Source organism: Gilliamella bombi, from assembly GCF_900103255.1.
GTDB classification, from domain to species: Bacteria; Pseudomonadota; Gammaproteobacteria; order Enterobacterales; family Orbaceae; genus Gilliamella; species Gilliamella bombi.
In genome coordinates this window covers 12,171-38,993 of sequence record NZ_FMWS01000017.1, presented here as the reverse complement: position 1 = coordinate 38,993, position 26,823 = coordinate 12,171, and the positions used below count along the sequence as shown (strand labels likewise).

The following is a 26,823-nucleotide window of genomic DNA, read 5'->3' as shown; positions in this document are numbered from 1 at the left end:
ATTATGACTTTAAGTATTACCAGTAAACAAATGGAAGTTACCCCTGCTATTCGTAGCTATCTAGAAGATAAATTTTCGAAGTTAGATAAATGGAGAGCACTGTTAATCAACCCTCATTTTATTTTATCGAAAGAACCAGATGGATTTATTGTTGATGCAACAATTGCCACCAAAGGAACTTCATTAGTTGCCTCTGCCAAACATATTGATATGTATGCTGCAATAAATGACCTTATTGATAAGCTTGAAAAACAACTTAATAAACTACAACACAAAAATGAATCTCGGTGTGCGGTTAACAGCATAAAAGACGCAGTATTAGAAGAAGAAATTTAATTTGTTAATTTTCTTGATTGAATAAAAAGGCACTTTGATGGTGCCTTTATTTTTTTGCTTGTTATAATACAAACTATCTTTTTTAAATAACTAATAAAAAATGGCTACAAATCCTTTATTATCTTTGCGAGATAAAATTAATAAATTAGATAAAACATTGTTAGAGCTTATTGCCCAGAGGCGCCAACTTTCAACGCAAGTAATTCATACGAAAATTGAAGCAAACATTCCTGTGCGCGACATTGATCGTGAGCGTTCACTTATCAGAGCCTTAATCAATGAAGGCAAAGACTATCATCTTGATGATATTTTCATTAAACGCTTATATCAATTAATTATTGAAGATTCTGTACTATTACAACAAAAAATCTTGCAAGAAAAGCTTAATCTCAGCACAATCACCACAGCCAAAGTTGCCTTTTTAGGCCCCAAAGGATCTTATTCGCATTCTGCTGCTCGCCGCTATGCTAGCACTCACTTAGATGAAATGATTGAATTAAGCTGTTCAACCTTTAAAGAGATTTTTGAACAAGTCGAAAATAATGCCGTAGATTATGGAATTTTACCAATAGAAAATTCAAGTTCTGGCTCAATTAATGAAGTTTATGATTTATTGCAAAAAACTAATCTACATATTATTGGTGAGCTCTCTTTACCTATTGATCATTGTGTTCTTGCTATACAAAATTCACAGCTAGAGCAAATCGATACTATTTATAGCCATCCACAACCATTCCAGCAATGTAGTAACTTCTTAGAGAACTATCCTCATTGGAAAATCATATACTGCGATAGTACTTCATCAGCAATGGAAACTGTAGCTAAATTGAATCAACCTAATGTTGCAGCTATGGGTAATAAAGATGGTGGTGAATTATATGGGCTACAAGTCCTTGAACATAATTTTGCTAATCAAAAAGAAAACATTACTCGTTTTATTGTGTTAGCTCGTCAGCCAATAGAAGTATCTGATCAAATCCCTGCTAAAACCACAATTCTCATGAAAACAGGTCAGCAAGCAGGTGCTTTAGTTGATGCGCTATCGGTATTACGTAACCATAACATTGTTATGACTAAACTTGAATCACGCCCAATTCATGGTACGCCTTGGGAAGAGATGTTTTATATCGATTTGCAAGGTAACATTCATTCTTATGAAATGCAAACAGCTCTCAAAGAATTGGCATCAATGACTTTATATACTAAGGTACTAGGGTGCTATCCTAGTGATTCTATTGTTGCTGCAATGTAATGGCTATGACAATACAATACTTTTCGCAAGCTGTCCTGACGTGGTATGAACAATATGGCAGAAAATCGCTACCATGGCAGGTCGAAAAAAGCTCTTATCATGTTTGGTTGTCTGAAGTGATGCTACAGCAAACCCAAGTTGCAACGGTTATTCCTTACTTTAATCGTTTTATTGAGCACTTCCCACAAATAACAGATTTAGCAAAAGCGCCAATTGATGATGTATTGCATCTTTGGACAGGACTTGGTTATTATGCAAGAGCACGTAATTTACATAAAGCAGCACAATTAATTGTGGATAAATTTAATGGCATGTTCCCTACAAAGTTCGATGATGTCGTCGCACTTCCAGGCATAGGACGCTCAACAGCTGGTGCAATTTTATCTCTTGCACAAAATCAACATTATCCAATTTTAGATGGCAACGTAAAACGTGTTTTAACCCGATATTTTGCTGTTGAAGGTTGGCCTGGTATTAAAACTGTCGAAAATAAACTTTGGCAATTAAGTGAACAAGTCACACCAAAACATAAGGTAGCAAAATTTAATCAAGCTATGATGGATATTGGGGCTATGGTTTGCACACGCACTAAACCTAAATGCTCCTTATGCCCATTGCAAACCCATTGTCTAGCATATAAAACCGAAAGCTGGCAACTCTATCCTACAAAAAAAACTAAAAATGCCATTCCCCAAAAGACAGCCTATTTTTTAATGCTAGAATACGATCATACAATTTGGCTTGAAAAAAGGCCTCCGTCTGGTATTTGGGGAGGATTGTATTGTTTTCCTCAATTTTCAAGTAAACAAGCAATAACTGACTGGTTAAAAAAACAAGGTATCGAAACAACAGCACCAAAGCAACTTGTTGCATTTCGCCACACATTTAGTCATTTTCACTTAGATATCTTTCCTATTTATTGTGTCATTACCAAGTATACAAAATGTTTTAATGAACATAGTGGCTATTGGTATAAACTAAAATCTAACAACGCAAAAATAGGTCTTGCTACCCCTGTTTATAACTTATTAAAACAAACAATTTAATCACGATTTATTATCAATATTGGTGCACTTTTTAGTGCATCATTATTATTCTTGTTTAACTATAATTTGCTAAGCACATTAGATCATGCGGCTTTAGTTCAGTTTACTTATTTTATGGTTGGATTGTTATTTCTGGAATAGATTCTTAATCTATTAAGTATCATAATTGATTTTTATACTGAAACACATACTTACCTGAAAGTTTTTGACAGACACAATAATAACTAGATATAAGTTTAAATTAAATATGCATAGCATATTTAATCAGTTGCTTTTTTAATAGCTGACTATTATCAATAACATTCATACCAATTGTTCTTAACGTCTTTTTCAACAAATTATCTCCATTAAACATATCTTGAATAGTTTGCATGGCCGTGAGCATAACTAACGCATCTTTGCGACGATTAAACTCAAATGATTTTAAATTTTTTACAAGCCCAATATCTTTATTAGTTTCGATTAATTGTTTAATGGTTGAAACTAATAAAGCAGAATCTTGAAAACCTAAATTTACCCCTTGTCCTGCTAAAGGGTGAATAGTATGAGCAGCATCGCCAATAAGTACTAACCGATGCTTAATAAATTGTTTAGCAAATCGCGCTTTTAATGGGAATACCATTCTAGGGTTAATTAACTGGCATTTACCAACTTTATCACCAGTAAACCGAAATAATTCGTTCGAAAATTCTGATTCAGAAAGTGAAGTTAAAGTAGACGCATTATCTGGTTTTGTCGACCAAACTAAACAACTTTTATTTACATTCCAAAGAGGAAGAAAAGCAATAATTCCATTGGGATAAAACACTTGCCTAGCACAGGATTGATGAGGATATTCAGTTTGAACAGTTGTAATCACAGCATGATGAAGATAATCACGCTCAAGAACAGAAATATTTTCACTCCTACGCACCCAAGAATGAGCACCATCAGCCCCTATCATTAATTTAGCTTGTAAAACAGTTTTATTTGCAAGTGTTAAAAAGGCAAAATCATCATTAAATGTGCAATCAACTGCTTCATGCCTATAAATCTTAATATTCGAACAGTTTAAGGCAAACTGGTAAAGGTAATGAGAAATGACATTATTTTCAATTATGTATCCAAGATTAGAATAACCGTAATCTTTGGCTTGGGCAGACAAATGGGCTTGACCATTTTTTTCCCATACACCTATCTCAGTAAATTCCTGTACACGGTTGCTATTGCATAAATCATCCCATATACCAATTTTTGAAAAGTAGCGCTGGCTAGCACCATTAATAGCAGAAGCTCTAATACTTATTTCAGCATGAGGCAAGAATTCATGCTGACAAAGTTTAGTATCTATAATCGCAATGTTTAAATCACATTGGCTAAGTGCACAAGCAGTGGCTAAACCAACTAATCCACCACCAACAATTACTACGTCAAATTGTAAATTCATACTAAATAAATGCAACTATTTATTATCATCTAACTTATTATCACTTTTTGATTCAACTTCGTCATCATTCATCGCTTTTTTAAAGCCCTTCAACGCTAAACCAAGATCCGAACCTAAATTACGTAACTTCTTAGTGCCAAATAATAAAATCACTACGGCAAGAAACACTAAAAGATGTGGAATGCTAAAAGACATAATCAAATCCTCTCAATAAATACAACGCTCTGTTAGGATAAGCTTTAAAACAGATTCTATAGGAAACTGATTATACTCTTTTTGTGAAGGGATTTCATGAATAGTTCAAAAATAAAAAAAGACCTGTATAAAACTATACAGGCCAACATGAAATATAAGGAATATAAGGAAAGAAAACAATGAAAAATCCTTACCCTGCTTATTATCCATTTTTTTTCGCTTTCGTCAACGTTTTTATTTATTTTTTCAATTTAAATTATTTCCACATAAAAATATAAATCAAATAAAATCATAATGATATAAAAAACCACCATTAAGATACCTTTGATAAATATCAAATAAACAATAAAAAACTTTTAATTAACACAGTAATAAATTTTTTAGCACAAAAATACGCATTCTCAAGCAGAAAAAAATAATGAATAGTTTTTTTCCAAAAAAAAATCAACAACTATAAAAAAATGAAAAAACAAGATAAAAAAACAAGATATAAAATAAAAAAACAAATTAGCATAGGAATAAAACCAAACTAATAGATTTTCAATGTTATTAACGTATACAAAAACAAAAAAAATACATTATAATTAATAAACTTATGCAAGAAATAATGGTTCAAAGATGAATACAATTAAAAATAATAATATTAAAACTTTTAAAGATAGACTATATAGCTCAATGCAAGGTTTATCTGTATCGGCCTTCGCTAAAAAATGTGATATGTCAGAAACAGTAATCCGAGATTATTTATCTGGTAAAACATATCCATCACTTACACGTTTAGAAGTTATTGCTGAAAAATGTAATGTTTCCTTTAATTGGCTTGCTACTGGACATAAATTAGAAGTATTAGATCCTAAAGACAGTGAAGAAGTCTATAACGAAAATATTTATCGTATCCCTGTATATAAAAAACAGTTACCAACAAAAGAAGAAGCACAAAAAGAGCGTTTTGTTAGAGAAACGCCTCCAGTAATGAATTATCCTATTGTTGAAGGTTGGGTTAAGCATCGAGGTTTGGATGCTAAAAAATTAATTATATACTGGGCTAAAGGCGATTTAATGTCGCCAGAAATCAAAAATAATAACGGATTAATTCTTAATACAGAAATAAATGAGATTATTGATGGTGCAATCTATTTAATTGAATATGAAGATATTACCTTTTTGAGAAAGATTCGTTTAACTCTCAATGGATGGTTGTTAATCTGCAATAATAGCCAATATCCGACTATTGAAGTACCTAAAGTAGACTTTCATAAATATCATATTGTTGGACGCGTTGTACTTATTATAAAAGATATATTTTAAGACCATTAGTGGCTATATATTGACGTTCAAGATATAATCATAATATGAGGAAATATAAAACATCATATTTCCTCATCAGCTTTTTAATATTTATAATATTATAAATCGCAGATATATCTAAAATTTCATGTAACAATTTAATGCATAGATAATTTACATATATTTGCGCTATCCTCGTTTTTTATATCATTGATTGTATTATCAATGAAAAACTCTATTATTTGTCAGGCCGAATATGTATCGATTTTTTGAAAAATTAGTATCACCTTATCCAAAAGTTGAATATCAATGTATGCCTAAAAATTTTTTTAATTTCATATGGCAATCAACTAAAGGAACTCGCTTATTTCTACTATTATTAATTATTCTTAGTGCATTCGCTGGCGCTTTTGAAGCCTTTTTATATGCAGCTCTTGGTAGGGTTATTGATTGGCTTGCAGCTGTTGAACCTAGCAAATTTTGGCAACAAGAAAAAACAACATTAGTAATATTAGCCTTAATCATCATAGCAAGTACAATTATTATTGGATTACAAACTATTATAAAACATCAATGCCTGGCTGGTAATTTTCCAATGAGAATGCGTTGGAACCTTCATCGGTTGGTACTCAATCAAAGTATGCGTTTTTTCCAAGATGAATTTGCCGGTAGAATATCAGCCAAAGTCATGCAAACAGCGCTTGCAGTTCGTGATACTTGCTTTTTAGTGACGGAGATTTTTATCTATGTCTTTATTTCGTTTATTACTATGGCAACAATCATCGGGCAATTAGATCTTTGGCTATTAATTCCATTTATAGGCTGGTGTCTAATTTATGGTATTGCTATGTATTATTTTATTCCTCGTTTAAGTAAAATTGCTAGTTTGCAGGCTGATGCTCGTTCTACGATGACAGGACGAGTAACCGATGCCTATACCAACATCATGACAGTAAAACTTTTTTCTCATGCTGGCAATGAGGCAAAATACGCTAAAGAATCAATGGATGATTTTTTAGTCACTGTCAATAAACAAATGCGCTTAGTCAGTAGCTTTGAAATTGTTAATCATTTAATGTCTATTTTGTTGATACTAAGCACTACAGGTATTGCCTTATGGCTATGGAGTAATCAATTAATTGGTGTTGGTGCAATTGCAACAACAACCGCTGTAGCGCTTCGATTAAACGGTTTTTCACATTGGATTATGTGGGAATTGGCAGCTTTATTTGAGAATATTGGCATAGTTAAAGATGGGATTAATACTTTTTCAGCCACTAAAACAGTTATTGATCAACCTAATGCAACATCACTTCATGTTACCCAAGGGAAAATCGAATTTAAGCACATCCATTTTGCTTATGATAAAAAACAACACAATTCAATTATTGAAGATTTAAATTTAACAATCAAACCTGGTGAAAAGATTGGTTTGGTCGGTCGTTCTGGAGCTGGAAAATCAACGCTTATTAATTTATTACTTCGTTTTTACGATTTACAAAGTGGTAATATTTTTATTGATGGTCAAGATATTACTGCCGTTAGTCAAGAAAGCTTACGTTCTAAAATCGGTATGGTGACACAAGATACTTCGTTATTGCATCGCTCAGTACGAGAAAACTTACTTTACGGTAACAAAAATGCTTCTGAAAAGGAGATGAGAGAAGCAGCCAAAAAGGCTCATGCAGATAAATTTATTCAAACACTCGTTGATACAAGAGGTAAAACAGGATACGACGCTTTTGTTGGTGAACGAGGTATAAAATTATCCGGAGGGCAAAGGCAACGTATTGCCATTGCTCGCGTCATTTTAAAAAATGCCCCTATTTTATTATTAGATGAAGCAACAAGTGCATTAGACTCTGAAATTGAGCAAGCAATTCAAGAAAGTCTATATACTTTAATGGAAGGAAAAACCGTTATTGCTATTGCCCATCGATTATCTACAATTGCGGCAATGGATAGACTAATCGTACTTGATCAAGGTAAAATAATCGAACAAGGAACCCATCAAGAATTATTAAACAAGAATGGTTTATACGCACAGCTTTGGAAACATCAGAGCTGTGGTTTTTTAGCCGATAACTTTTAATTTACAAAGAAGGTCAGGACTTATACTAAATATAAAATATATATATCCTGACCACACTTTATTAATTAATAAAATTTTTATAGAATTCCGATTCAAATCGCATAACTGCACTATTTTTGGGCTCTCCTTTATTATCAGCTTGGTATCCTGATAATAGCTGCACAAATGCAACATATTCCCCTTCAGACTTTTGGATAAATCCAGCTAAGTTATAGCAACCTTGAATATAACCTGTTTTGGCTCGTATTGTTTCTTTAAAAGGTGCTTGATTAAGACTTTTTCGATTCTGCAAAGTACCATCAACTCCAGCAATTGGTAACATTTCAATAATTCTTAATTTTGTATTATTAGCTGCAATATATTGTAGAATTTCCATTAACTTATCGGCGCTAACCAAGTTTAATCTAGATAATCCAGAACCATCAGCAATAACTAAATTTTCTAAATTTATACCCGCTTTTTTACGTAAAATTTGCTTAACAGCATCACCGCCATTACGCCATGTACCTTGAACATTATAATAATGGGCCCCTAAAGTCCTAAATATAGCATCTGCATACAAATTATTTGATTTTTTAAGCATAACTGTCAACAGTTCAGAAAGTTGAGCTGATTGGCTAGAGGCTAATAATGACAACTGAGCATTAGTCCTTTGATTACGTTCAATAATAGTTCCTGTATACGTTATTTTTTTTTGTTTAAGCTCATTTTTTAAAATTTTCGAAAAATATTCAATACTATCAATTACTGCAAATTTTAACGGTATTTTATCTGAACTTACAGCAATGCATCCTGATAAATAGTAATGGTTTTTATCTGAGTAGTTTACATCTAATTCACAATATTTATCATTTAAATCCTTACTATTAGCAGCAATAGTTCTGACATCACCAGTAAGAATAATAGGAGTATTGGAAGATACCGTAACAGAGGCTTTGGAACCGACCTTACCCGGAATAATGGTTGCATTAAAACAGTTATTATCAATAATAGCTGCAGATGGCGGAGCACTATAACATGCAGTTAAGTTATTCCAGGACCAGCCCGATGCTTTATCATGACTTGTAAAAATTGAAGTATCCAAAATCACATTTCCTGAAATTTTCTCAATACCTTTTTGGCTCAGTGTTGCAATCATGCTTTTTAATCGATCACGAGTAAAAGTTGGATCTCCACTTAATTGAATAATAAGATCACCATTTAACTGTTTATTACTTATTGAGCCATTGGTTTGTATACGAGTTATAAAACGGAAATCATTACCCAGTTCAAGCTGAGCAGCTAACGCAGTTATCACTTTTTGAGTGCTTGCTGGTTGTTTGAATTGATTACTTTTATATTTTGCTAATGTTTTAGGATTACGCCCAACAGATTGAACCAAAATGGATAAATCACTTCCTTTAGGTAAAGAAGATATATAAGGCTCTACTGGTTGTGCATATAATAATCCCGAAATAAAAGGAAGAAGAGTAAGAATAATTATCCTAAATTTTGTCATAAATACTGGCTCAAAATATTATTAAATTAAAACAGTTAAATAAGACTTGCAAATATAACTTTTTTTGATTTAGCTAGCAATATATACTCTATCACTTTTATAATTATATATTACGGTTAAATTAGATAAACCAACTATTCAAATTATCTAAAATCAATTAAAACTAGGTAATATAAATATGATGCAAAGTTCATTAGGATTTCCAATAGAGACCATGTTGGTATTTGTTGTGCTAGCCTTGGCTGCAATTATTGTTGATTTATATGCTCACCATAACGATAAACCTATCAGTTTAAAAAATGCCATTATATGGTCACTTTTTTGGATAATTGTTGCACTGGGGTTTGCACTATTTTTATACATTCATCATGGGAGTACTACTGCTAGCTTATTTGTTGCTGGTTACGTCCTTGAAAAAGCACTATCTGTCGATAATTTGTTTGTCATTATGGCTATTTTTTCTTGGTTTTCAGTACCTAATAATTATCGACATCGCTTACTTTATTGGGGAGTTATTGGCGCTATTATATTCCGCGCCATATTTGTTGTAATTGGAACAGGTTTGTTATATTTAGGTCCTTGGATGGAATTAGCTTTTTCAATATTAGTAGCTTGCACTGGAATAATAATGCTAAAAAATCAAGATAATGATCAAGACATAAAGGATTATTCAAATCACTTAACTTTTCGCATCGCCAAACGTATTTTTCCATCTTACCCCAAAATTGTCGGCCATCACATTTTATTAACCAAAAAACAACTTGATAGAGAACTTGCAAAACCTGAGAATAGCAATTTAGTTGGTAAAATACCTAAAAGTATTTTTTATGCTACACCGCTGTTTTCATGTATTGTTGTAATTGAGTTAAGTGACGTTATCTTTGCGTTTGATTCTGTTCCTGCCGTGATTGCTGTAAGCCAAGAACCGTTAATTGTCTATAGCTCGATGATTTTTGCTATTTTGGGTCTTAGAACTATGTATTTTATTTTACAAGCCATGAAACAGTATTTAGCTCATCTTGATAAGGCAATTATCTGTTTACTCTTTTTTATTGCCGGAAAATTGGCTTTAAATGCAAGTAACCATCTATTTGGATACGGTATTGATATAGATCCAATTACCAGTCTTTATATCGTTTTAGGCACACTAGCTTTAGGAATTATTGCTAGCATCATCTGTCCGAAAAAATAAAGTGCGATAATTAGAGTAAAAATATTGGCAGGTTTTCCTGCCATTTTTAGTATAAATTTATTGACGTTTTAAAGATCGAATAAAATAACTTACACCTAAAATAACAAACCAAATAGGTGTTGCCACTAATGCCTGGCGAGTATCGATCTCAAAAGTAAGTAATACAATCACGAAGGCAAAAAAAGCCAAACAGACGCAGCACATAAAAATACCACCTGGCATTTTAAATTGAGATTGTTCATGTAAGTTTATTTTTTTGCGACGATAAGCAATATAAGAAATAAGAATCATCGACCAAATAAACATAAATAAAATAGCCGAAATTGTAGTTACTATAGTAAAAGCTTCCATGACATTAGGCACTAAATAAATCAAAACAACTCCACCAAACAAACATGTGCACGAGAATAATAGCCCATTAGCCGGTACAGAGCGACTTGATAATTTACCAAACGGTTCTGGAGCATCTTGTTTTTTAGCAAGCCCAAACAGCATTCTGCTTGTTGAGTAAATACCACTATTAGCAGATGATGCTGCTGAAGTTAATACTACAAAATTAATAATACTTGCAGCAGCGGGCAAGCCAATTAGAGTGAATAATTCTACAAAAGGACTTTTGTTTGGAGAAATAAACATCCATGGCGTTACACTCATAATAATGATTAAAGCAAAAACATAGAAAAAGATGATACGCGCAGGCACTGAATTAATTGCACGAGGCAAATTTTTGCACGGATCAACGGTTTCTGCTGCAGTTGTGCCAACTAACTCAATCCCAACAAAAGCAAAAATAGCAATTTGAAATCCAGCAAAAAAACCCATACTACCATGAGGGAAAAAGCCCCCGTATTCCCACAAATTCGAAAATGCAGCTGTGGTACCCGTTTGTTCGGAATGAAAAGCAGTCAAAATGAGTACGAGTCCAATTCCTATCAATGCTAAAATTGCAATAATCTTAATCATTGAAAACCAAAATTCTGTTTCACCAAACATTTTTACCGTTAATAAGTTTAGTGTTAAAAGTAAGGCAACTGTTAATAACATTGGTATCCATGACTGCAGTTCAGGAAACCAATGTTGCGCATATCCAGCAATTGCAATAACGTCGGCAATCCCTGTAATTACCCAACAAAACCAATATGTCCAACCAGTAAAAAATCCAGCCCAAGGCCCCAAAAGGTCATTGGCAAAATCACTAAAAGATTTGTACTTTAAATTAGAAAGAAGGATTTCCCCCATCGCACGCATAACAAAAAAAAGGATAAAACCAATAATCATATAAACAAAAATAATAGAAGGCCCTGCAAGACTAATTGTCTTACCCGAGCCCATAAATAAACCTGTTCCGATTGCACCACTAATTGCAATTAATTGAATATGACGGTTAGAAAGATTTCGCTTCAGATCATTTTTTGAGGATGTAATGCTCATCGCTATTATTTCCTTTTATTTTCTATATTTCTCGACTTACTAAGAGTCTAGGACTATAAAGTCTATAGAATAAAATCGCAAGTTGAATTGTTATGAAAACTTTTTATGGATTCATAATAATTATCTGTAGTTTCTTATAATAGAATTGTGTAGCATAACTAGCCATATTGCTTAACTTATTATAATTATTTTTCAAGATGAAAGAAAAAGATCGTTATTATTATTTTTATTTTTTAAGTATTTTACTTGTTTTATCTATTTTTATTGGTAGCCAATACTATTCAAATAAACCAACTAATCAAGGCCAACAATATAAAGATGGGAAATTATCTTTACCACTTAACATTAATCAGCCTCAATTAAATATTCCTGTCAACATATCAGACTACATTATTCAAATAGCTAAAATTAAATCGTCATCGCCTTCTTTATATAAAAAAAATGAACATATTTATAAAGCAATAAATGAGTGGATTAGCCGTTCTTTAATGGTTGATGAATTTTACAAGGTGGGACTTAACAGTTACGAAATGGTTGGACAAGATGGGTATGGCAATGTACATTTAACAGGCTACTACACTCCGATAATCAAAGCAAGGCATCAACCAACAGCAGAATTTAAATACCCTATTTATAAGATGCCGGTTGTTAGTGATGAAGAACAACTACCAAATCGTGAACAAATTTATAATGGAGCTCTTTCTGATAGAGATCTTGAAATTGCATACAGTAATTCCTTAATGGATAACTTTATTATGGAAGTACAAGGTAGTGCCTATATTGATTTTGAAGATGGTTCACCTTTAGTCTTCTTCAGCTATGGAGGTAAAAATAATTATGGCTATTCTAGTATAGGAAGATTATTAGTAGAACAAGGCGAAATAGAAAAAGAAAAAATTTCTATACAATCAATTAAAGATTGGGCAAAAAACAAACCAGAAAATAAAATTAAAGCTTTACTAATTCAAAACCGTTCATTTGTTTTTTTTAATCCACAATATAATGCTGAAGTTACGGGTGCTGCTGAAATACCTTTGGTTGCAAATGCATCAGTCGCATCGGATAAATCAGTCATTCCTTTAGGATCTGTAGTATTAGTTGATGTGCCGCTTCTTGAAGACGATGGGCAATATCGAGGCAGACGAGAAACTCGACTTATGGTTGCACTTGATGTTGGTGGTGCTATAAAAGGTCAACATTTTGACCTTTATCTAGGAATAGGAGATAAAGCAGGAAAATTAGCCGGATACTATAACCATTATGGACGCGCATGGGTACTACAGCCTTAAACTACTAACGTCGACGCCATCAAAAGAACCTGTTAGAATAAAGTAATACAAGCTGAATTAAGGATAACTCATGAGATTATGTGACAGAGATATCGAAGCATATTTAAAAAATGGTAAATTAAAAATAACACCGCAGCCTGCAGCAAGCTGTATTAATGGTGCGACTGTTGATGTTAGATTAGGTAATCAATTTCGTACTTTTCGAGAACATACTACACCTTATATAGATTTAAGTGGTCCAAAAGAAGAAGTATCTGCAGTCTTGGAACGAGTGATGAGTGAAGAAATAGTATTACCTGAAGGTGACGCCTTTTACTTACATCCTGGTGAGCTAGCATTAGCTGTAACTTTAGAATCAGTCACTATTCCTGACGATTTAGTTGGCTGGTTAGATGGCCGTTCATCACTTGCTAGATTAGGTCTAATGGTTCACGTTACAGCTCATCGTATCGACCCTGGCTGGCAAGGACAAATTGTATTAGAATTTTATAATTCAGGAAAAATTCCATTAGCACTTAGGCCTGGAATGACAATTGGTGCGCTCAGTTTTGAAACGCTAAGTGGTCCTGCGGCAAGACCATACAATCGGAGGTTAGATGCAAAATATAAAGACCAGTATGGTGCTGTTGCCAGTCGTATTGATAAAGACTGAATAATTGATAACCATAACGAAGGAACATTAATATGATCAAAAAAATATTGGTTATTCTATTTGCCTTAATTCTAGTCATAACAATTAGTATTGTTTCATTGATTGTTTTTGTTGATCCCAACAACTTTCGTGGGTTTATTTCTGATACAGTTAAAGATAAAACAGGATATGAATTATCCATCGATGGAAATTTACGTTGGCATATATGGCCGCAAGTGAGTATTTTAACTGATTCAATTAAGCTAACTGATGCAGGAGCTTCAAAACCCCTTTTAGCTGCAGATAATATGAGATTAGACGTTGAGTTACTACCTCTATTCTCCAAAAAATTATCAGTCAAAAATGTTTTTATAAAATCAGCAGTTATCAGTATCACCAATGAAAGTAAAGGCAATATTGCAAAAAATGGTACAAAAACATCATCTAATACGACTACGAATAAACCAACTGATTCTAAAGATCAAGAAATTTCATCTAATTGGAAATTTAGCTTAAATAAATTTGAAGTTAGTGATAGTACTGTGACATTACAACATAATAATGATTTAATTAACTTTAGAAATATTAATCTAGTGTTAGAACAAAATAGTGAAAAAAATATTTCTATCGATTTAAAAGGTAATATAGATAAAAATCAACAAGATTTATCTTATTTGATACATGCATATGTCGATTTAAATCAATTTCCAGAACAAGCGTTAATCGATTTAAAGAAATTAGATTTCATTTATAAAGGTGTAGACAATTCAACAAAAGAGCTAAAAGGTAACATTAGCGGTGTATTTAACTACCAACATCCACAAATGTTACTTAAAAGCCAAAATTTAACTTTTTCAATTAATGAAAATCATTTTACTGCCACAATAAATGCTGATTTAGCAAATAAACCATATATAAATTTGCAGTTAAATTCAGATAAAATCGATCTCACTTCGTTCTTGAAAACAAGTCAAAATTCAAATAAAGAAGCAAATCCTCAACAAACTTCACCAGTGGTGTCGAATGTCACAAAAATCAATAATGAATTAAACTTTCTGAATAATTTTAATGCTAAAGCTAAATTAAATATTAAACAGATTAATGCTAACAAAGTAACATTAAATAATATTGACATTGATATGACCAATGAGGAAGGTATTGCAATATTTAAAAAGATTAACTTTGATATTGCTAATGGCCATATAGCTGCAACTGGTTTAGCAAATGGTAAACAAAAAAGTACACTAATGAAGCTTAATACCAAAATATCCAATGTTGATTTAAATACATTTTTTAATCAATTAAATATAGCACATGAGCTAGAGGGTTTATTTAACGCTACTGGAGATTTAGAAAGCAACAGCTTATCTGGTTCAAAAATCTTAGCCAACTTGCAAGGAAATTTGAATATAGTAGTAACTAATGCAAGGCTAAATAATTTAAATATTCAAAGAATCATCCAAAATACGGCAACTCAATATTCAAAGGACATCATGACTCCTGAAAATCAAAAAAAATATACTGAATTCCATAAAATTTCAGCTATTGGTAATTTGAGGCAAGGTAATTTGCAATTGTCGACATTAAATGCCAATTCTGAAACTCTTGATGTCATTGATGGATCAGGGCGAGTTGGTTTTTTAAAACAAGATTTGGATGTTAATTTGAATTTAAAAATATTAGGTGGCTGGAACGGTAAAAGTGAAACAATTAGTAAACTGCAAAAGTTAACAATACCACTACGTATTTATGGGCAATTTGCTAATCTTCATTATCAAATAGATATGAGTAAATTAATTACCGATGCACTAAGCGATAAATTACAAGACCGTTTAGACAAACTCCGCGAAAAATTAAAAACTCATGACTCTAAAGATAATTCAAAATCTAAATCAAAAGCTGCAGATATCTTAGGCGAGCTAATAAGAAAGTAACAAGAAAAAAGGTGAAGTTGAGCAAATTCATCTTCACCTTTTTATGTTTAGAAGTTAAACTTTTTATAAAATAAACTTACTTAGATCTTCATCTGCAACAAGCTTATCTAAATGATCGCTTACATATTTAGCATCAATAGTTACAGTTTCTCCACCGAGTTCACTAGCTTCGAATGAAACATCTTCCATCAAGCGTTCCAAAACAGTATGCAACCTGCGGGCACCAATATTTTCATTTTGCTCATTTACTTGCCATGCTGATTCCGCAATTTTACGAATACCATCCGAGGTAAAATCGATGTTAACTCCTTCAGTTGCCATTAGAGCTTTATACTGAACAGTAAGTGAAGCATTTGGTTCGGTTAAAATACGTTCAAAATCTTCACTTGTTAGAGCTTGTAATTCAACCCTAATTGGTAATCTGCCTTGTAATTCAGGAATTAAATCAGATGGATTTGCTGTTTGGAAAGCACCTGATGCAATGAACAAAATATGATCCGTTTTAACAGATCCATGTTTAGTCGACACTGTACAACCTTCAACCAATGGTAAAAGATCTCGTTGTACTCCCTCACGTGAAACATCTGGGCCTGAAGAATTACCACGTTTACAAACTTTATCTATTTCATCAATAAAAACAATTCCATTTTGTTCTACTGCTTCAATCGCCTCATGTTTAAGATCATCAGGATTAACCAATTTAGCAGCTTCTTCTTCAATTATTTGTTTGAGCGCATCTTTAATCTTCATTTTACGTGGTTTTGTTTTTTGTCCACCTAAATTTTGAAACATTGACTGTAATTGATTGGTCATCTCTTCCATACCTGGAGGAGCCATAATTTCAACACCAATATTAACACCAGCTAATTCGATTTCTATCTCTTTGTCATCAAGTGAACCTTCACGTAATTTTTTGCGGAAAGCTTGTCTTGCTGTTGTATTATTATCTTCAACTTGTCCCCACCCATCTTTAGCTGGTGGTACAAGTACATCCAAAATGCGCTCTTCAGCTAATTCTTCCGCTCGATTACGATTGCGTTCAATCGCCTCTTGACGGATCATTTTTACTGCAGAATCAGTTAAATCCCGAATAATTGAATCAACTTCTTTCCCCACATAACCAACTTCGGTAAACTTAGTTGCTTCTACTTTAATAAACGGTGCATGTGCTAATTTGGCTAGACGTCTTGCAATTTCAGTTTTACCAACACCTGTTGGCCCAATCATAAGTATATTTTTTGGTGTAACTTCATGACGTAATGTTTCATCTAGTTGCATACGGCGCCAACGATTACGTAACGCAATTGCAACAGAACGTTTTGCTTTTTCTTGCCCAATAATATGTTGATTTAGTTCGCTTACAATTTCACGAGGAGTCATTTCAGACATAGTTAAATTTCTCTTAAATCAGATTAATAATTAAGTTCTTCAATTGTTTGGAAATTATTGGTATAAACACAAATATCTCCAGCAATCGATAATGATTTTTGCACAATATCATGTGCAGAAAGTGAGGTATTATCTAGTAGTGCTCGTGCCGCTGCTTGCGCATAAGGGCCCCCAGAACCAATAGCAATTAAATCATCTTCTGGTTGGATAACATCGCCAGTACCTGTAATAATCAATGACGCACTTTCATCAGCAACAGCAAGTAGTGCTTCTAGTTTACGTAGCATTCTATCTGTTCGCCAATCTTTAGCAAGTTCAACAGCGGCTTTGGTTAAATGACCTTGGTGCATCTCTAATTTTCGCTCAAACAGTTCAAACAGTGTAAAAGCATCTGCTGTACCACCAGCAAAACCTGCAATAACTTTGTTATTATATAAACGACGAACTTTACGAGCATTTCCCTTCATAATAATACGTTCGCCTAACGTAACTTGTCCATCGCCCCCGATAACTACTTGCCCTTCACGACGGACACTGACAATTGTTGTCATATTCTGCTCCTTCTTTCACTTAAGTAACTTGATTTGGAATGAATAGACTATATATTGGGATGATTAATTTAATTTCAACATTTCAATTTGGAGGTAATGATAATTTATTTTAAAAATTATCAAAGAATATAACGTTCACAAACAAAACTATTTTGGTTGAAAGTCAATTGTCATTGTTTTTACTTGATTATAAAATGTGCTTGCAGGTTTTGGAATGATAGCAAGTTTAGTCGCAGAAAGGGCTTCTCGACATAAAGCATCATCACCACCTGTTGCGCTAACATCAAGTAATAGACCATCTGGTGCAATTTGAATTTCTAATACGCAATTCCGACCACTATATAATTTATTAGGATTAATGAATTTATTACTGATGGCATTTTGAACTAAGGATTTGTATTTATTTAGCTCACCATCAGAAACACCTTTACGACTAGCAGCACCACCTGATGGATTAGATGTGCCAGATGTTAGCCCGCTTAATAAATTATCAAGTTCTTTATCTTTTTTGGCTTGTGCAGCTCGCTTTGCTTTATCGGCAGCTGCCTTATCTGCAGCAGCTTTTTCAGCGGCTTGCTTTTTTGCTTGCTCTTCTTTCTCTTTAGCTAACTCAGCTTGTTTTTGTTCATTTTCAATTCTCTGCTTTTCTATAATTTCCTGTTCGGCTTTAGCTTTAGCTTCTTGTTCAGCTTTTTGTTTAATTAACTCTTCTTGTTTACGTTGATTTTCCTCACGTTGCTTTTCTAATAGCTCTCGCTCAGCTTTTAATTTAGCTTCTTGCTCAGCTTTTTGTTTAGCCAATTCCGCTTGCTGTTGTTCTAAACGATGCTTTTCAGCTTGTCTTTGCTGCTCTTCTAGCTGTTCTTTAGCTTTACGTTCATCTTCTTCTTTTTGCCTTGCTATCCGTGCCGCCTGTGCAGCTTCTGCCTCTTTCTTTTGTAGTTCTTCTACTTTTAAGCGCTCTCTTTCTAACTCTTTAAGTCGTTGCTGTTGAGCCAGTTGCTGTTCTTGTAAAGCTTGAGCCTGCTCTTCTATTTGTTGCTGCCTTTGTTGCTCAGCCCGTTTTTGGCTAATCTGTGTTTTTAGTTGTCTTTGGTATTGTTCATCCATTACAGAAGGATCAACCATAATAGCATCAATAGAATTGCCGTTAAAGCTACCATAATTAACATCATTACTATACATAACTCGGTAACCTAAAATAATAATTAAAATCATATGTAGTATAATAGATATTACAATAGCTATACTTAATTTTGAATTTGACTTATGAGACATTGCTGACATCTTTTATAATATTTAAATTGGTTGAGTCATTAATCCTACAGACTTAACACCTGCTGATTGTAATAAATTCAACGCTTTTATAATTTCTTCATAGGGAACATCTTTAGCTCCACCAACTAAAAACACAGCCTTTTCATTAAGCAACATCTGTTGCTTAACTTCTGCAACAATTTTTTCTTGTGGTAAATTAGCTTGACGGTCCTGTTCAATAATTAGAGCATAAACTCCAACGCCTGACACTTCAATAATGATTGGTTTAGTTTCTGATGGTGAAATCGTCTTAGATTCCGATGCTTCAGGTAGATCAACTTCAACACTTTGACTAATAATTGGTGCCGTTGCCATAAAAATAAGCACTAATACTAATAGTACATCAAGTAAAGGTACTATATTGATCTCAGCTTTAGTCGAATAACGAGAACGTCTACTTCTACTCATAATTATTTCCTAACAGCAACTGCTTGGCGTTGTAAAATTGCAGAAAATTCATCAATAAAGTTAAGATAGCTTTGTTCAATTCGACTCACACTCAATGATAAACGATTATAAGCAAGTACGGCAGGAATAGCAGCAAATAGACCAATTGCGGTTGCAATTAATGCTTCAGCAATCCCTGGCGCAACCATCTGTAACGTTGCCTGTTTAACTGCACCTAAAGAAATAAATGCATGCATAATTCCCCAAACAGTACCAAACAAACCAATATATGGACTAATAGAACCTACTGTACCTAGAAAAGGAATGTGTAATTCAAGGATATCAAGTTCACGATTCATAGCTAAACGCATAGAACGCAATGCTCCATCTAAAGCAGATTCTGCCATATTTGGATTAATTTGATAAAGCCGTGAAAACTCCTTAAAACCTGAATAAAAAATATGCTCTGTACCACTAATTTCTTCTTTATAAAATTTCGCTTTATCAAATAAAATATTTAAATCATCAGCAGCCCAAAAACTATTATCAAATTCCTCAACTTGTTTTTTAGCTTTTCCTAAAATCTTACTCCGTTGAAATATAATAGCCCATGATATAACAGAAAAAGTAAGTAGCAATAACATAACACATTGTACTAACAAACCCGCTTGCAAAAATAGATTAATAATGTTCAGATTTTCCACTTATATAAACTCCAAAACTAATAACTTAGGAAGCCCGCATGGCTTCATCTTAGCGATATCTACACAGGCAATAAGCACATCTGCTGTGCTGATAACTCGTTCATTTTGATTAACAATAGTCTGTTTGAAAATAATAGATGCTTTGCGAGTTTGATCCACCTTAGTACTAATAGTAAGCATATCATCTAAACGAGCAGGAAAATGGTAGCTAATATCCATTTTTTTAACAACAAACGCAATATTTTCTTGTAATAAGGTCTGTTGGCTAATTCCTAGTTGTCTTAAAATTTCAGTCCTTGCTCTTTCAAAAAATGCTAGATATCTAGCATGATAAACTACACCGCCAGCATCTGTGTCTTCATAATAAACTCTTGCATTCCAACTGAATTGTTTCATATCCAAATCACACTAATCAAATTTGGTGTTATTATATCTGAATATAAACTTCCCTGCACTATGATATAAAAAATGATAAATGAAAACAATTATCATTTTCTTTTATTGCTAATATTTTACTTACTAATTAAAAAGGTGACTATTTGTCACCTTTTTATTAATTTATACTTGATATTATTTGTTATTAGTTTCTTTTTCGCTACCTCTTTCGACTAACAAACCTGTAACAGCCGATAGCATACATGCAGCAATAATTCCTATAAACCACAAAATGTAATACATAATAGTTCCTTAATAAAGAGAATGTTTATTATTTTCAATATGATTTTTATCTAGTCTCCCAAACATTTTGATATATGACCAAATGGTGTATATAAGGACAATAGGTAAAAATATAAGAACCACAATAAACATAATATTAAGTGTTAATTGGCTTGATGATGCATCCCATATTGTTAAACTTGCATTTGGCATAATGCTTGAAGGCATAATAAATGGAAAAGTTGCAATACCATAGGTAAATAAAACACAGGCAATTGTTAATACTGATGAAATAAATACTAATGCATTTTTGTTTAGACTAGAAAAAAGAATAGTAAGCAGTGGTAACACCATACCTAAAACAGGGACTATCCATAAAACTGGATAATTCAGATAGTTATCTAACCATGACGCATCAGTAGAAACTGTTTTAGTCAATGGATTAGATGCTGCATTATAATCAATCACACTGGTAACTTCATAACCATGAATGCCAAATGCAACCCAAACTCCAGCCAAAACAAATGCAATTAACATTACTAAGCTGGCAATTTGTGTAGCCTTTCTGGCCCTTAAATAAAGCTCCCCTGATGTTTTCATTTGTAACCAAGCACCACCATGAGCAACAAATAACATTAAGCTAACAACGCCAGTCAACAACGCAAAAGGATTAAGCAAACCAAAGAAGTTACCATCATAAAATACCCGATAAGAGTTATCAAATCGGAAAGGAACACCTTCTAATAAGTTACCAAAAGCAACACCAAAAACTAATGCTGGCAAAAAGCTACCTGCAAAAATACCAGCATCCCATAAATTACGCCATTTTGAATTTTCTAGTTTACTGCGATAATCAAAACCAATTGGTCTAAAAAATAGCGCACAAAGAACTAAAATCATTGCAATATAAAAACCAGAAAACGACGCAGCGTATACCATTGGCCAAGCAGCAAATATTCCTGCACCAGCAGTAATTAACCATACTTGGTTACCATCCCAATGAGGAGCAATTGCATTAATCATAATGCGACGTTCTGTATCAGTCTTACCAATAAACGGTAATAAAATACCAACGCCCATATCAAAACCATCCGTTACAACAAAACCGATTAAAACAACACTAATCAGCACCCACCAGATGACGCGTACAATCTCGTAATCAATCATTGTGTATACTCCCTATGTCCTATCTGTTACCGGTTGTGTTTTTTCATAATGATAATTGCCTGTGCCTAAAGAACTTGGCCCTAAGCGAGCAAATTTAAACATTAAGAATAATTCAGCAATTAAGAATAGTGTATAAAGTCCACAAATAAGAACCATAGTGAATAACACTTCACCAGCTGTTAATGATGAATTTGCTACTCCAGTCGGTAAGATGTCTTGAATTGCCCAAGGTTGACGTCCATACTCGGCAACAAACCAACCTGACTCACATGCCAGCCAAGGGAACGGTAAAAAAAGAATTAATATGCGGTGTAACCAACGCTTTTCACCAATTTTATTTTTATAAGTGGTCCATAAAGAAAACCCAGTCCCCAAAATCATTAATACACCAAGGCCAACCATAACTCTGAAAGCCCAGAATAGAGGCCAAACTGTAGGAATTGAGTCTTCTGCCGCAGCCTTTATATGCTCTTCAGTAGCCTGAGGTATAGCCAAATTATCACGATCAGTAAAACGCTTGACTAAATAACCATAACCTAAATCAGACTTATTATCTTCAAAAGCTTTCAGTACATTAGGGTCTTGATTACCCTGATGGATCTTCTCCAAATTGCTATAGGCTAATATCCCATTGCGAATTCTTTTTTCATTATTTGCTAAAATATCTTTTAATCCTGTTACTTGAGTATCAAGTGAACGAGTGGTCATTATTCCCATAACATATGGGATCTCTATTGCAAACAAATTTTCTTTATTGCTTTGTGATGGAAAAGCAATAACATTAAATGATGCTGGGGCAGGTTGAGTTTCCCATTCTGCTTCAATTGCTGCAAGTTTAGCTGGCTGAACAGTTGTCATCTCATGACCTGCTTCATCACCCATAATCGCCACAACGATTGACATAATAAATCCAAATGTGGCTGCAACAGCGAAAGATCGTTTGGCAAAGGCAACATCACGTTTTTTTAACAAATAGTAAGAGCTAATACTTAAAATAAAAATAGCACCTGTTAAATAACCTGCTGCAACAGTATGAACAAATTTATATTGAGCAACTGTATTAGTAATTAACTCATAGAAATTAGCCATTTCCATGCGTGAATTAATAGGGTTAAATTCAGAACCTATTGGGAATTGCATCCAACCATTAGCGACTAAAATCCAAAGAGCTGAAAGGTTAGAGCCAAATGCGACACACCAAGTTACCATTAAATGTTTACCACGGCTTAATCTATCCCAACCAAAGAAAAATAAACCTACCATGGTTGATTCTAAAAAGAATGCCATTAAACCTTCAATAGCTAACGGTGCACCAAAAATATCTCCCACATAATGCGAATAATAAGACCAGTTAGTACCAAATTGAAATTCCATGGTTAAACCTGTTGCGACACCTACTGCAAAGTTGATACCAAACAGTTTACCCCAGAATTTTGTCATATCTTTCCAGACTTGCTTACCACTAACAACGTATACCGTTTCCATAATTGCTAGCATAAACGCTAATCCTAGCGTTAATGGAACAAAAATAAAATGATACATTGCAGTAAGAGCAAACTGGAGCCGTGAAAGTTCTACTATATCTAGCATAAACGCTCCCTAATCCTTAAATGCTCACAAATTTCTACGTTATTGCCAAGCATTATACACCGATAATCACAGAATAAAATTGATATACATCAAAAAATTTATATTTTGAGTTGTTTTTTTACTGCATCACCTATATCGGTAAGGCTTGTTACAACTGTAATACCTGCAGATTGCAATGCTTTAGATTTTTCTACCGCTGTTCCTTTCTTTCCTGAAATAATTGCACCTGCATGCCCCATACGTTTTCCTGATGGAGCTGAAACACCAGCAATATAAGCTATAACAGGTTTAATTACATGTTTTTTAACATATTCAGCTGCTTCTTCTTCAGCACTACCACCAATTTCACCTATCATTACAATAACTTCAGTTTTAGGATCTTGCTCAAGCAATGCTAAAATAGAAATAAAATCACTACCAGGTATAGGGTCACCTCCTATACCTATACATACGGATTGCCCTAAACCAATATCCGTTGTTTGTTTAACCGCTTCATAAGTTAACGTTCCAGAACGCGAAACAATGCCAACCTTTCCTGCACGATGAATATGTCCAGGCATAATACCAATTTTACATTCATCAGGAACAATAATACCCGGGCAATTTGGTCCAATCATTACAACATTATTTTGTTGTAATTTTGCCTTAACAACAAGCATATCTAGAGTTGGAATACCTTCGGTAATACAGACTATTAGTTTAATGCCTGCATCAACCGCTTCCAAAATAGAATCCTTACCAAATGCTGCTGGCACATAAATAACACTAGCTGTTGCACCAGTTGCAACAACCGCTTCTTTAACAGTATTAAAAACAGGTAAACCTAAGTGGGTTGTTCCTCCTTTACCTGGTGTCACACCACCAACTAACTTAGTACCATAGGCAAGCGCTTGTTCAGAATGAAAAGTTCCCTGACTACCAGTAAATCCTTGACAGATAACTTTTGTTTCTTTATTAACTAAAATTGACATAATAACTATTCTCCATGCGTCCTATTATTTGGCAACAGCAACAATTTTTTGGGCCGCATCTAGTAAACTTTCGGCAGTAATAACATTTAATTTACTTTTAGCTAAAATTTCTCGAGCAAGCTGTGCATTGTTACCTTCAAGGCGAACAACAACAGGAACAGTAAGACCTATTTCTTTAATTGCACTAATAATTCCATCGGCAATTAAATCGCAACGAACAATACCACCAAAAATATTAACTAAAATCGCTTTCACGTTTTTGTCAGATAATATCAACTTAAATGCTTCAGCAACACGCTCTTTCGTTGTGCCACCACCAACGTCCAAAAAGTTAGCTGGCGAACCACCATGTAGTTTAATAATATCCATAGTTGCCATCGCAAGACCTGCACCATTAACCATACAACCAATATTGCCATTTAAAGATACATAGCTAATACCTTGTTTTGCGGCAATTGACTCACGTTCATCTTCTTGAGTTGTGTCCCTTAAAATATTTAAATTAGGATGTCTAAAAATGGCATTATCATCTAACACAACTTTTGCGTCCAAACAAATTAGTTCATCGGAATCAGTAATCACTAATGGATTAACTTCAGCTAATGAAACATCATTTTCTAAAAATAGTTTTGCAAAATTAACAAATAACTTTGTAAATTGATTAATTAATTTACCTGTTAATCCCAATTTGAACGCAAGTTCACGCCCTTGGTAAGCACAGGGACCAGTTAACGGATCAAGTGAAGTTTTATAAATTAAATATGGTGTTTTTTCAGCAACGCTTTCAATATCAACACCACCTTCTGTCGAAGCCATAATTACTACACGCTTGGAACTACGATCAACCACTGCTCCTAAATAAAGTTCTTTCCGAATATTAGACGCTTTTTCAATTAAAATCTTATTAACTGGTTGACCTTTATCGGTGGTTTGATAAGTAACTAGATATTGCCCTAACCATTTTTCAGCAAATTGCATTATTTCACTATAGTTTTGAGTACAAATAACACCACCAGCTTTACCCCTTCCCCCTGCATGAACTTGACATTTAGCAACCCAAGCTCCTAAATTTGCCCCTGAAGATAATTCAGCTAATGTATCTTGTATTTCACCAATTGAGTTACAAACATACCCTTCTGGTACAGGCAGATTATATTGTTTAAAAAGATATTTAGATTGATACTCATGCAAATTCATAATGAAATTCCACAGCCTAATTTAATATAAAAAATAGGCAATAATTTTAATGCAAGATAAATAAATTGTATAGCACATAATAACTTATGTTCTGTGTAATTTAGAATTATTGCTGATAATAAGTGACAATGATATACTCCTAAAATATTTTAATATCATAGATAGTAAAGGTACAAATATGAAACAAGTTGGTATTTTTTTTGGTAGTGATACAGGTAATACAGAAAATGTAGCAAAGCAAATCCAACTCATTTTAGGTAGTGACAAAGCTGATCTTTTCGACATTGCAAAAGCCACTAAAGAAAACATTGAACAATACGATTACCTATTTTTCGGTATTCCAACTTGGTACTATGGTGAATCTCAAGCTGACTGGGATGACTTTTTTCCCAATTTAGAAAAAATTGATTTTAGTGGTAAAACAGTGGCTATCTTTGGTTGTGGCGATCAAGAAGACTATGCAGAATATTTCTGTGATGCTATGGGAACACTCCGCGATATTATTGAACCTAAAGGAGCAAAAATTGTTGGACACTGGTCAACCGAAGGTTATAGTTTCGAAGCATCTAAAAGCTTAGTTGATGACACTCATTTCATTGGTTTAGCCATTGATGAAGATCGTCAACCTGAATTAACCGAAGAACGTATTAATAATTGGGTAAATCAAGTTAAAACAGAAATGAAAATTTAGTCTATTGAATTGATTTCTTTTATTTACCCTACATAGTTCCTATAATGAATTATGATTAATAAATTAATTGGAAAGTAATATGACAAATCATGATAATGATAATAATGAAGCACTCAAAAGCGCTGGTTTAAAGGTTACGTTACCACGATTAAAGATTTTAGAATTATTACGAGATCCTTCATGCCAACACATTACTGTAGAAGATCTTTACAAAAAACTACTTAATATGGGGGAAGAAATTGGACTTGCAACAGTTTACCGTGTTTTGAATCAATTTGATGATGCTGGAATTGTTACTCGTCATAACTTTGAGGGTGGTAAGGCAGTATTTGAACTAGCAACACAACAACATCATAATCATTTAATTTGTTTAGATTGTGGCGAAGTGTTTGAATTTCGTGATGATATTATCAATGCTAGACAAAAAGAGATTGCCGAACAATATGGTGTTAATTTAACTTTTCACAGTTTATATCTATATGGCCATTGCCAGTCGGGTGATTGCAAAGCCCATCCCGAACTTCATCACAAAAAATAAGCCTATTCCAATAGGCTTTTTATTTAAAATATATCAATTCATCTTTAGTGCTAGG

25 protein-coding genes are annotated in these 26,823 nt (G+C 33.4%); 11 read left to right on the top strand and 14 right to left on the bottom strand.

The genetic code is table 11. The annotated features are described in order from the left end of the window. Positions 1-3 precede the first annotated feature (3 nt). The 3 genes from raiA to mutY all read left to right on the top strand — a co-directional run bounded on the left by raiA (position 4) and on the right by mutY (position 2,634). On the top strand, positions 4-336 hold the full coding sequence (gene raiA, locus B9N71_RS04535) for a ribosome-associated translation inhibitor RaiA (protein WP_085164419.1): 333 nt from the start codon (positions 4-6) through the stop codon (positions 334-336). Positions 337-436: 100 nt separating this feature from the next. Continuing rightward, positions 437-1,588 (top strand): bifunctional chorismate mutase/prephenate dehydratase, encoded by a 1,152-nt coding sequence (pheA, locus tag B9N71_RS04530; protein WP_085164417.1) that lies wholly within the window; start codon positions 437-439, stop codon positions 1,586-1,588. A gap of 5 nt (positions 1,589-1,593) precedes the next feature. Beyond that, a complete protein-coding gene (gene mutY, locus B9N71_RS04525; RefSeq protein WP_085164480.1) occupies positions 1,594-2,634 on the top strand; it encodes an A/G-specific adenine glycosylase in 1,041 nt (346 codons plus the stop codon). 241 nt (positions 2,635-2,875) lie between these two features. On the opposite strand, the gene B9N71_RS04520 is transcribed toward mutY, so the two are convergent. Continuing rightward, entirely contained in the window at positions 2,876-4,060 is a 1,185-nt protein-coding gene (locus tag B9N71_RS04520) for an FAD-dependent monooxygenase (RefSeq protein WP_085164415.1), read from the bottom strand. Positions 4,061-4,075: 15 nt separating this feature from the next. Further along, a complete protein-coding gene (locus B9N71_RS04515; RefSeq protein WP_034909727.1) occupies positions 4,076-4,255 on the bottom strand; it encodes a Sec-independent protein translocase subunit TatA in 180 nt (59 codons plus the stop codon). A gap of 618 nt (positions 4,256-4,873) precedes the next feature. Here B9N71_RS04515 and B9N71_RS04510 point away from each other — a divergent pair. Next, the gene (locus tag B9N71_RS04510; protein ID WP_034909729.1) at positions 4,874-5,563 is read left to right on the top strand and encodes a LexA family transcriptional regulator; all 690 of its coding nucleotides are present in this window, start codon (positions 4,874-4,876) and stop codon (positions 5,561-5,563) included. Positions 5,564-5,798: 235 nt separating this feature from the next. Then, positions 5,799-7,634, top strand: a complete 1,836-nt coding sequence (locus tag B9N71_RS04505; protein ID WP_085164413.1) for an ABC transporter ATP-binding protein — start codon at positions 5,799-5,801, stop codon at positions 7,632-7,634. A gap of 61 nt (positions 7,635-7,695) precedes the next feature. Here B9N71_RS04505 and dacB read toward each other — a convergent pair whose 3' ends face one another. After that, complete coding sequence (gene dacB, locus B9N71_RS04500; RefSeq protein ID WP_085164411.1) at positions 7,696-9,132, bottom strand: serine-type D-Ala-D-Ala carboxypeptidase; 1,437 nt, start codon at positions 9,130-9,132, stop codon at positions 7,696-7,698. A 178-nt stretch (positions 9,133-9,310) separates the two neighbouring features. Here dacB and B9N71_RS04495 point away from each other — a divergent pair, with 178 nt between their 5' ends. Beyond that, entirely contained in the window at positions 9,311-10,324 is a 1,014-nt protein-coding gene (locus B9N71_RS04495; RefSeq protein ID WP_085164409.1) for a TerC/Alx family metal homeostasis membrane protein, read from the top strand. Between the two features lie 57 nt (positions 10,325-10,381). Here B9N71_RS04495 and cycA read toward each other — a convergent pair whose 3' ends face one another. Further along, entirely contained in the window at positions 10,382-11,755 is a 1,374-nt protein-coding gene (gene cycA / locus B9N71_RS04490; protein ID WP_065589524.1) for a D-serine/D-alanine/glycine transporter, read from the bottom strand. 197 nt (positions 11,756-11,952) lie between these two features. Between cycA and mltA the strand changes: the two genes are divergently transcribed. From mltA to asmA, 3 genes are all read left to right on the top strand, one after another. After that, positions 11,953-13,044 (top strand): murein transglycosylase A, encoded by a 1,092-nt coding sequence (gene mltA, locus B9N71_RS04485; protein WP_085164407.1) that lies wholly within the window; start codon positions 11,953-11,955, stop codon positions 13,042-13,044. Between the two features lie 70 nt (positions 13,045-13,114). Next, the gene (gene dcd / locus B9N71_RS04480; RefSeq protein WP_065589523.1) at positions 13,115-13,696 is read left to right on the top strand and encodes a dCTP deaminase; all 582 of its coding nucleotides are present in this window, start codon (positions 13,115-13,117) and stop codon (positions 13,694-13,696) included. A gap of 32 nt (positions 13,697-13,728) precedes the next feature. Continuing rightward, the gene (gene asmA / locus B9N71_RS04475) at positions 13,729-15,609 is read left to right on the top strand and encodes an outer membrane assembly protein AsmA (RefSeq protein WP_085164405.1); all 1,881 of its coding nucleotides are present in this window, start codon (positions 13,729-13,731) and stop codon (positions 15,607-15,609) included. A gap of 63 nt (positions 15,610-15,672) precedes the next feature. On the opposite strand, the gene hslU is transcribed toward asmA, so the two are convergent. From hslU to sucC, 10 genes are all read right to left on the bottom strand, one after another. Next, positions 15,673-16,998 carry an ATP-dependent protease ATPase subunit HslU gene (gene hslU / locus B9N71_RS04470; protein ID WP_085164403.1) on the bottom strand — a complete coding sequence of 442 codons (1,326 nt, stop codon included), beginning with the start codon at positions 16,996-16,998 and terminating at the stop codon, positions 15,673-15,675. Positions 16,999-17,021: 23 nt separating this feature from the next. Next, on the bottom strand, positions 17,022-17,549 hold the full coding sequence (gene hslV / locus B9N71_RS04465; RefSeq protein WP_025316169.1) for an ATP-dependent protease subunit HslV: 528 nt from the start codon (positions 17,547-17,549) through the stop codon (positions 17,022-17,024). Positions 17,550-17,696: 147 nt separating this feature from the next. Continuing rightward, entirely contained in the window at positions 17,697-18,827 is a 1,131-nt protein-coding gene (gene tolA, locus B9N71_RS04460) for a cell envelope integrity protein TolA (RefSeq protein WP_167370054.1), read from the bottom strand. Positions 18,828-18,848: 21 nt separating this feature from the next. Next, the gene (gene tolR / locus B9N71_RS04455) at positions 18,849-19,274 is read right to left on the bottom strand and encodes a colicin uptake protein TolR (RefSeq protein WP_085164399.1); all 426 of its coding nucleotides are present in this window, start codon (positions 19,272-19,274) and stop codon (positions 18,849-18,851) included. A gap of 2 nt (positions 19,275-19,276) precedes the next feature. Beyond that, positions 19,277-19,957: a protein TolQ gene (tolQ, locus tag B9N71_RS04450; RefSeq protein WP_034909742.1), complete on the bottom strand. Its 681-nt coding sequence runs from the start codon at positions 19,955-19,957 to the stop codon at positions 19,277-19,279. Then, on the bottom strand, positions 19,958-20,353 hold the full coding sequence (ybgC, locus tag B9N71_RS04445) for a tol-pal system-associated acyl-CoA thioesterase (protein WP_085164398.1): 396 nt from the start codon (positions 20,351-20,353) through the stop codon (positions 19,958-19,960). A gap of 291 nt (positions 20,354-20,644) precedes the next feature. After that, the gene (cydB, locus tag B9N71_RS04440) at positions 20,645-21,781 is read right to left on the bottom strand and encodes a cytochrome d ubiquinol oxidase subunit II (RefSeq protein WP_085164396.1); all 1,137 of its coding nucleotides are present in this window, start codon (positions 21,779-21,781) and stop codon (positions 20,645-20,647) included. A gap of 12 nt (positions 21,782-21,793) precedes the next feature. After that, positions 21,794-23,371 carry a cytochrome ubiquinol oxidase subunit I gene (locus B9N71_RS04435; protein WP_085164394.1) on the bottom strand — a complete coding sequence of 526 codons (1,578 nt, stop codon included), beginning with the start codon at positions 23,369-23,371 and terminating at the stop codon, positions 21,794-21,796. A gap of 98 nt (positions 23,372-23,469) precedes the next feature. After that, the gene (gene sucD / locus B9N71_RS04430; RefSeq protein ID WP_085164392.1) at positions 23,470-24,342 is read right to left on the bottom strand and encodes a succinate--CoA ligase subunit alpha; all 873 of its coding nucleotides are present in this window, start codon (positions 24,340-24,342) and stop codon (positions 23,470-23,472) included. 24 nt (positions 24,343-24,366) lie between these two features. Further along, entirely contained in the window at positions 24,367-25,539 is a 1,173-nt protein-coding gene (sucC, locus tag B9N71_RS04425; protein ID WP_085164391.1) for an ADP-forming succinate--CoA ligase subunit beta, read from the bottom strand. A gap of 178 nt (positions 25,540-25,717) precedes the next feature. Here sucC and fldA point away from each other — a divergent pair, with 178 nt between their 5' ends. Both fldA and fur read left to right on the top strand, forming a co-directional pair. After that, positions 25,718-26,230 carry a flavodoxin FldA gene (gene fldA, locus B9N71_RS04420; protein ID WP_085164389.1) on the top strand — a complete coding sequence of 171 codons (513 nt, stop codon included), beginning with the start codon at positions 25,718-25,720 and terminating at the stop codon, positions 26,228-26,230. Positions 26,231-26,309: 79 nt separating this feature from the next. Beyond that, a complete protein-coding gene (gene fur, locus B9N71_RS04415; RefSeq protein ID WP_034909755.1) occupies positions 26,310-26,768 on the top strand; it encodes a ferric iron uptake transcriptional regulator in 459 nt (152 codons plus the stop codon). The last annotated feature ends 55 nt before the right edge of the window (positions 26,769-26,823 follow it).

What these genes read in the sequence shown, in the direction of transcription:
- dacB (WP_085164411.1), bottom strand. Translation starts at nt 9,132, where the DNA reads ATGACAAAATTTAGGATAATTATTCTTACTCTTCTTCCTTTTATTTCG.
- tolA (WP_167370054.1), bottom strand. Translation starts at nt 18,827, where the DNA reads ATGTCTCATAAGTCAAATTCAAAATTAAGTATAGCTATTGTAATATCT.
- B9N71_RS04520 (WP_085164415.1), bottom strand. Translation starts at nt 4,060, where the DNA reads ATGAATTTACAATTTGACGTAGTAATTGTTGGTGGTGGATTAGTTGGT.
- B9N71_RS04435 (WP_085164394.1), bottom strand. Translation starts at nt 23,371, where the DNA reads ATGCTAGATATAGTAGAACTTTCACGGCTCCAGTTTGCTCTTACTGCA.
- fur (WP_034909755.1), top strand. Translation starts at nt 26,310, where the DNA reads ATGACAAATCATGATAATGATAATAATGAAGCACTCAAAAGCGCTGGT.
- dcd (WP_065589523.1), top strand. Translation starts at nt 13,115, where the DNA reads ATGAGATTATGTGACAGAGATATCGAAGCATATTTAAAAAATGGTAAA.
- hslU (WP_085164403.1), bottom strand. Translation starts at nt 16,998, where the DNA reads ATGTCTGAAATGACTCCTCGTGAAATTGTAAGCGAACTAAATCAACAT.
- mutY (WP_085164480.1), top strand. Translation starts at nt 1,594, where the DNA reads ATGACAATACAATACTTTTCGCAAGCTGTCCTGACGTGGTATGAACAA.
- mltA (WP_085164407.1), top strand. Translation starts at nt 11,953, where the DNA reads ATGAAAGAAAAAGATCGTTATTATTATTTTTATTTTTTAAGTATTTTA.
- cydB (WP_085164396.1), bottom strand. Translation starts at nt 21,781, where the DNA reads ATGATTGATTACGAGATTGTACGCGTCATCTGGTGGGTGCTGATTAGT.
- raiA (WP_085164419.1), top strand. Translation starts at nt 4, where the DNA reads ATGACTTTAAGTATTACCAGTAAACAAATGGAAGTTACCCCTGCTATT.
- fldA (WP_085164389.1), top strand. Translation starts at nt 25,718, where the DNA reads ATGAAACAAGTTGGTATTTTTTTTGGTAGTGATACAGGTAATACAGAA.
- pheA (WP_085164417.1), top strand. Translation starts at nt 437, where the DNA reads ATGGCTACAAATCCTTTATTATCTTTGCGAGATAAAATTAATAAATTA.
- B9N71_RS04505 (WP_085164413.1), top strand. Translation starts at nt 5,799, where the DNA reads ATGTATCGATTTTTTGAAAAATTAGTATCACCTTATCCAAAAGTTGAA.
- cycA (WP_065589524.1), bottom strand. Translation starts at nt 11,755, where the DNA reads ATGAGCATTACATCCTCAAAAAATGATCTGAAGCGAAATCTTTCTAAC.
- B9N71_RS04495 (WP_085164409.1), top strand. Translation starts at nt 9,311, where the DNA reads ATGATGCAAAGTTCATTAGGATTTCCAATAGAGACCATGTTGGTATTT.
- B9N71_RS04515 (WP_034909727.1), bottom strand. Translation starts at nt 4,255, where the DNA reads ATGTCTTTTAGCATTCCACATCTTTTAGTGTTTCTTGCCGTAGTGATT.
- B9N71_RS04510 (WP_034909729.1), top strand. Translation starts at nt 4,874, where the DNA reads ATGAATACAATTAAAAATAATAATATTAAAACTTTTAAAGATAGACTA.
- hslV (WP_025316169.1), bottom strand. Translation starts at nt 17,549, where the DNA reads ATGACAACAATTGTCAGTGTCCGTCGTGAAGGGCAAGTAGTTATCGGG.
- sucD (WP_085164392.1), bottom strand. Translation starts at nt 24,342, where the DNA reads ATGTCAATTTTAGTTAATAAAGAAACAAAAGTTATCTGTCAAGGATTT.
- tolR (WP_085164399.1), bottom strand. Translation starts at nt 19,274, where the DNA reads ATGAGTAGAAGTAGACGTTCTCGTTATTCGACTAAAGCTGAGATCAAT.
- asmA (WP_085164405.1), top strand. Translation starts at nt 13,729, where the DNA reads ATGATCAAAAAAATATTGGTTATTCTATTTGCCTTAATTCTAGTCATA.
- ybgC (WP_085164398.1), bottom strand. Translation starts at nt 20,353, where the DNA reads ATGAAACAATTCAGTTGGAATGCAAGAGTTTATTATGAAGACACAGAT.
- sucC (WP_085164391.1), bottom strand. Translation starts at nt 25,539, where the DNA reads ATGAATTTGCATGAGTATCAATCTAAATATCTTTTTAAACAATATAAT.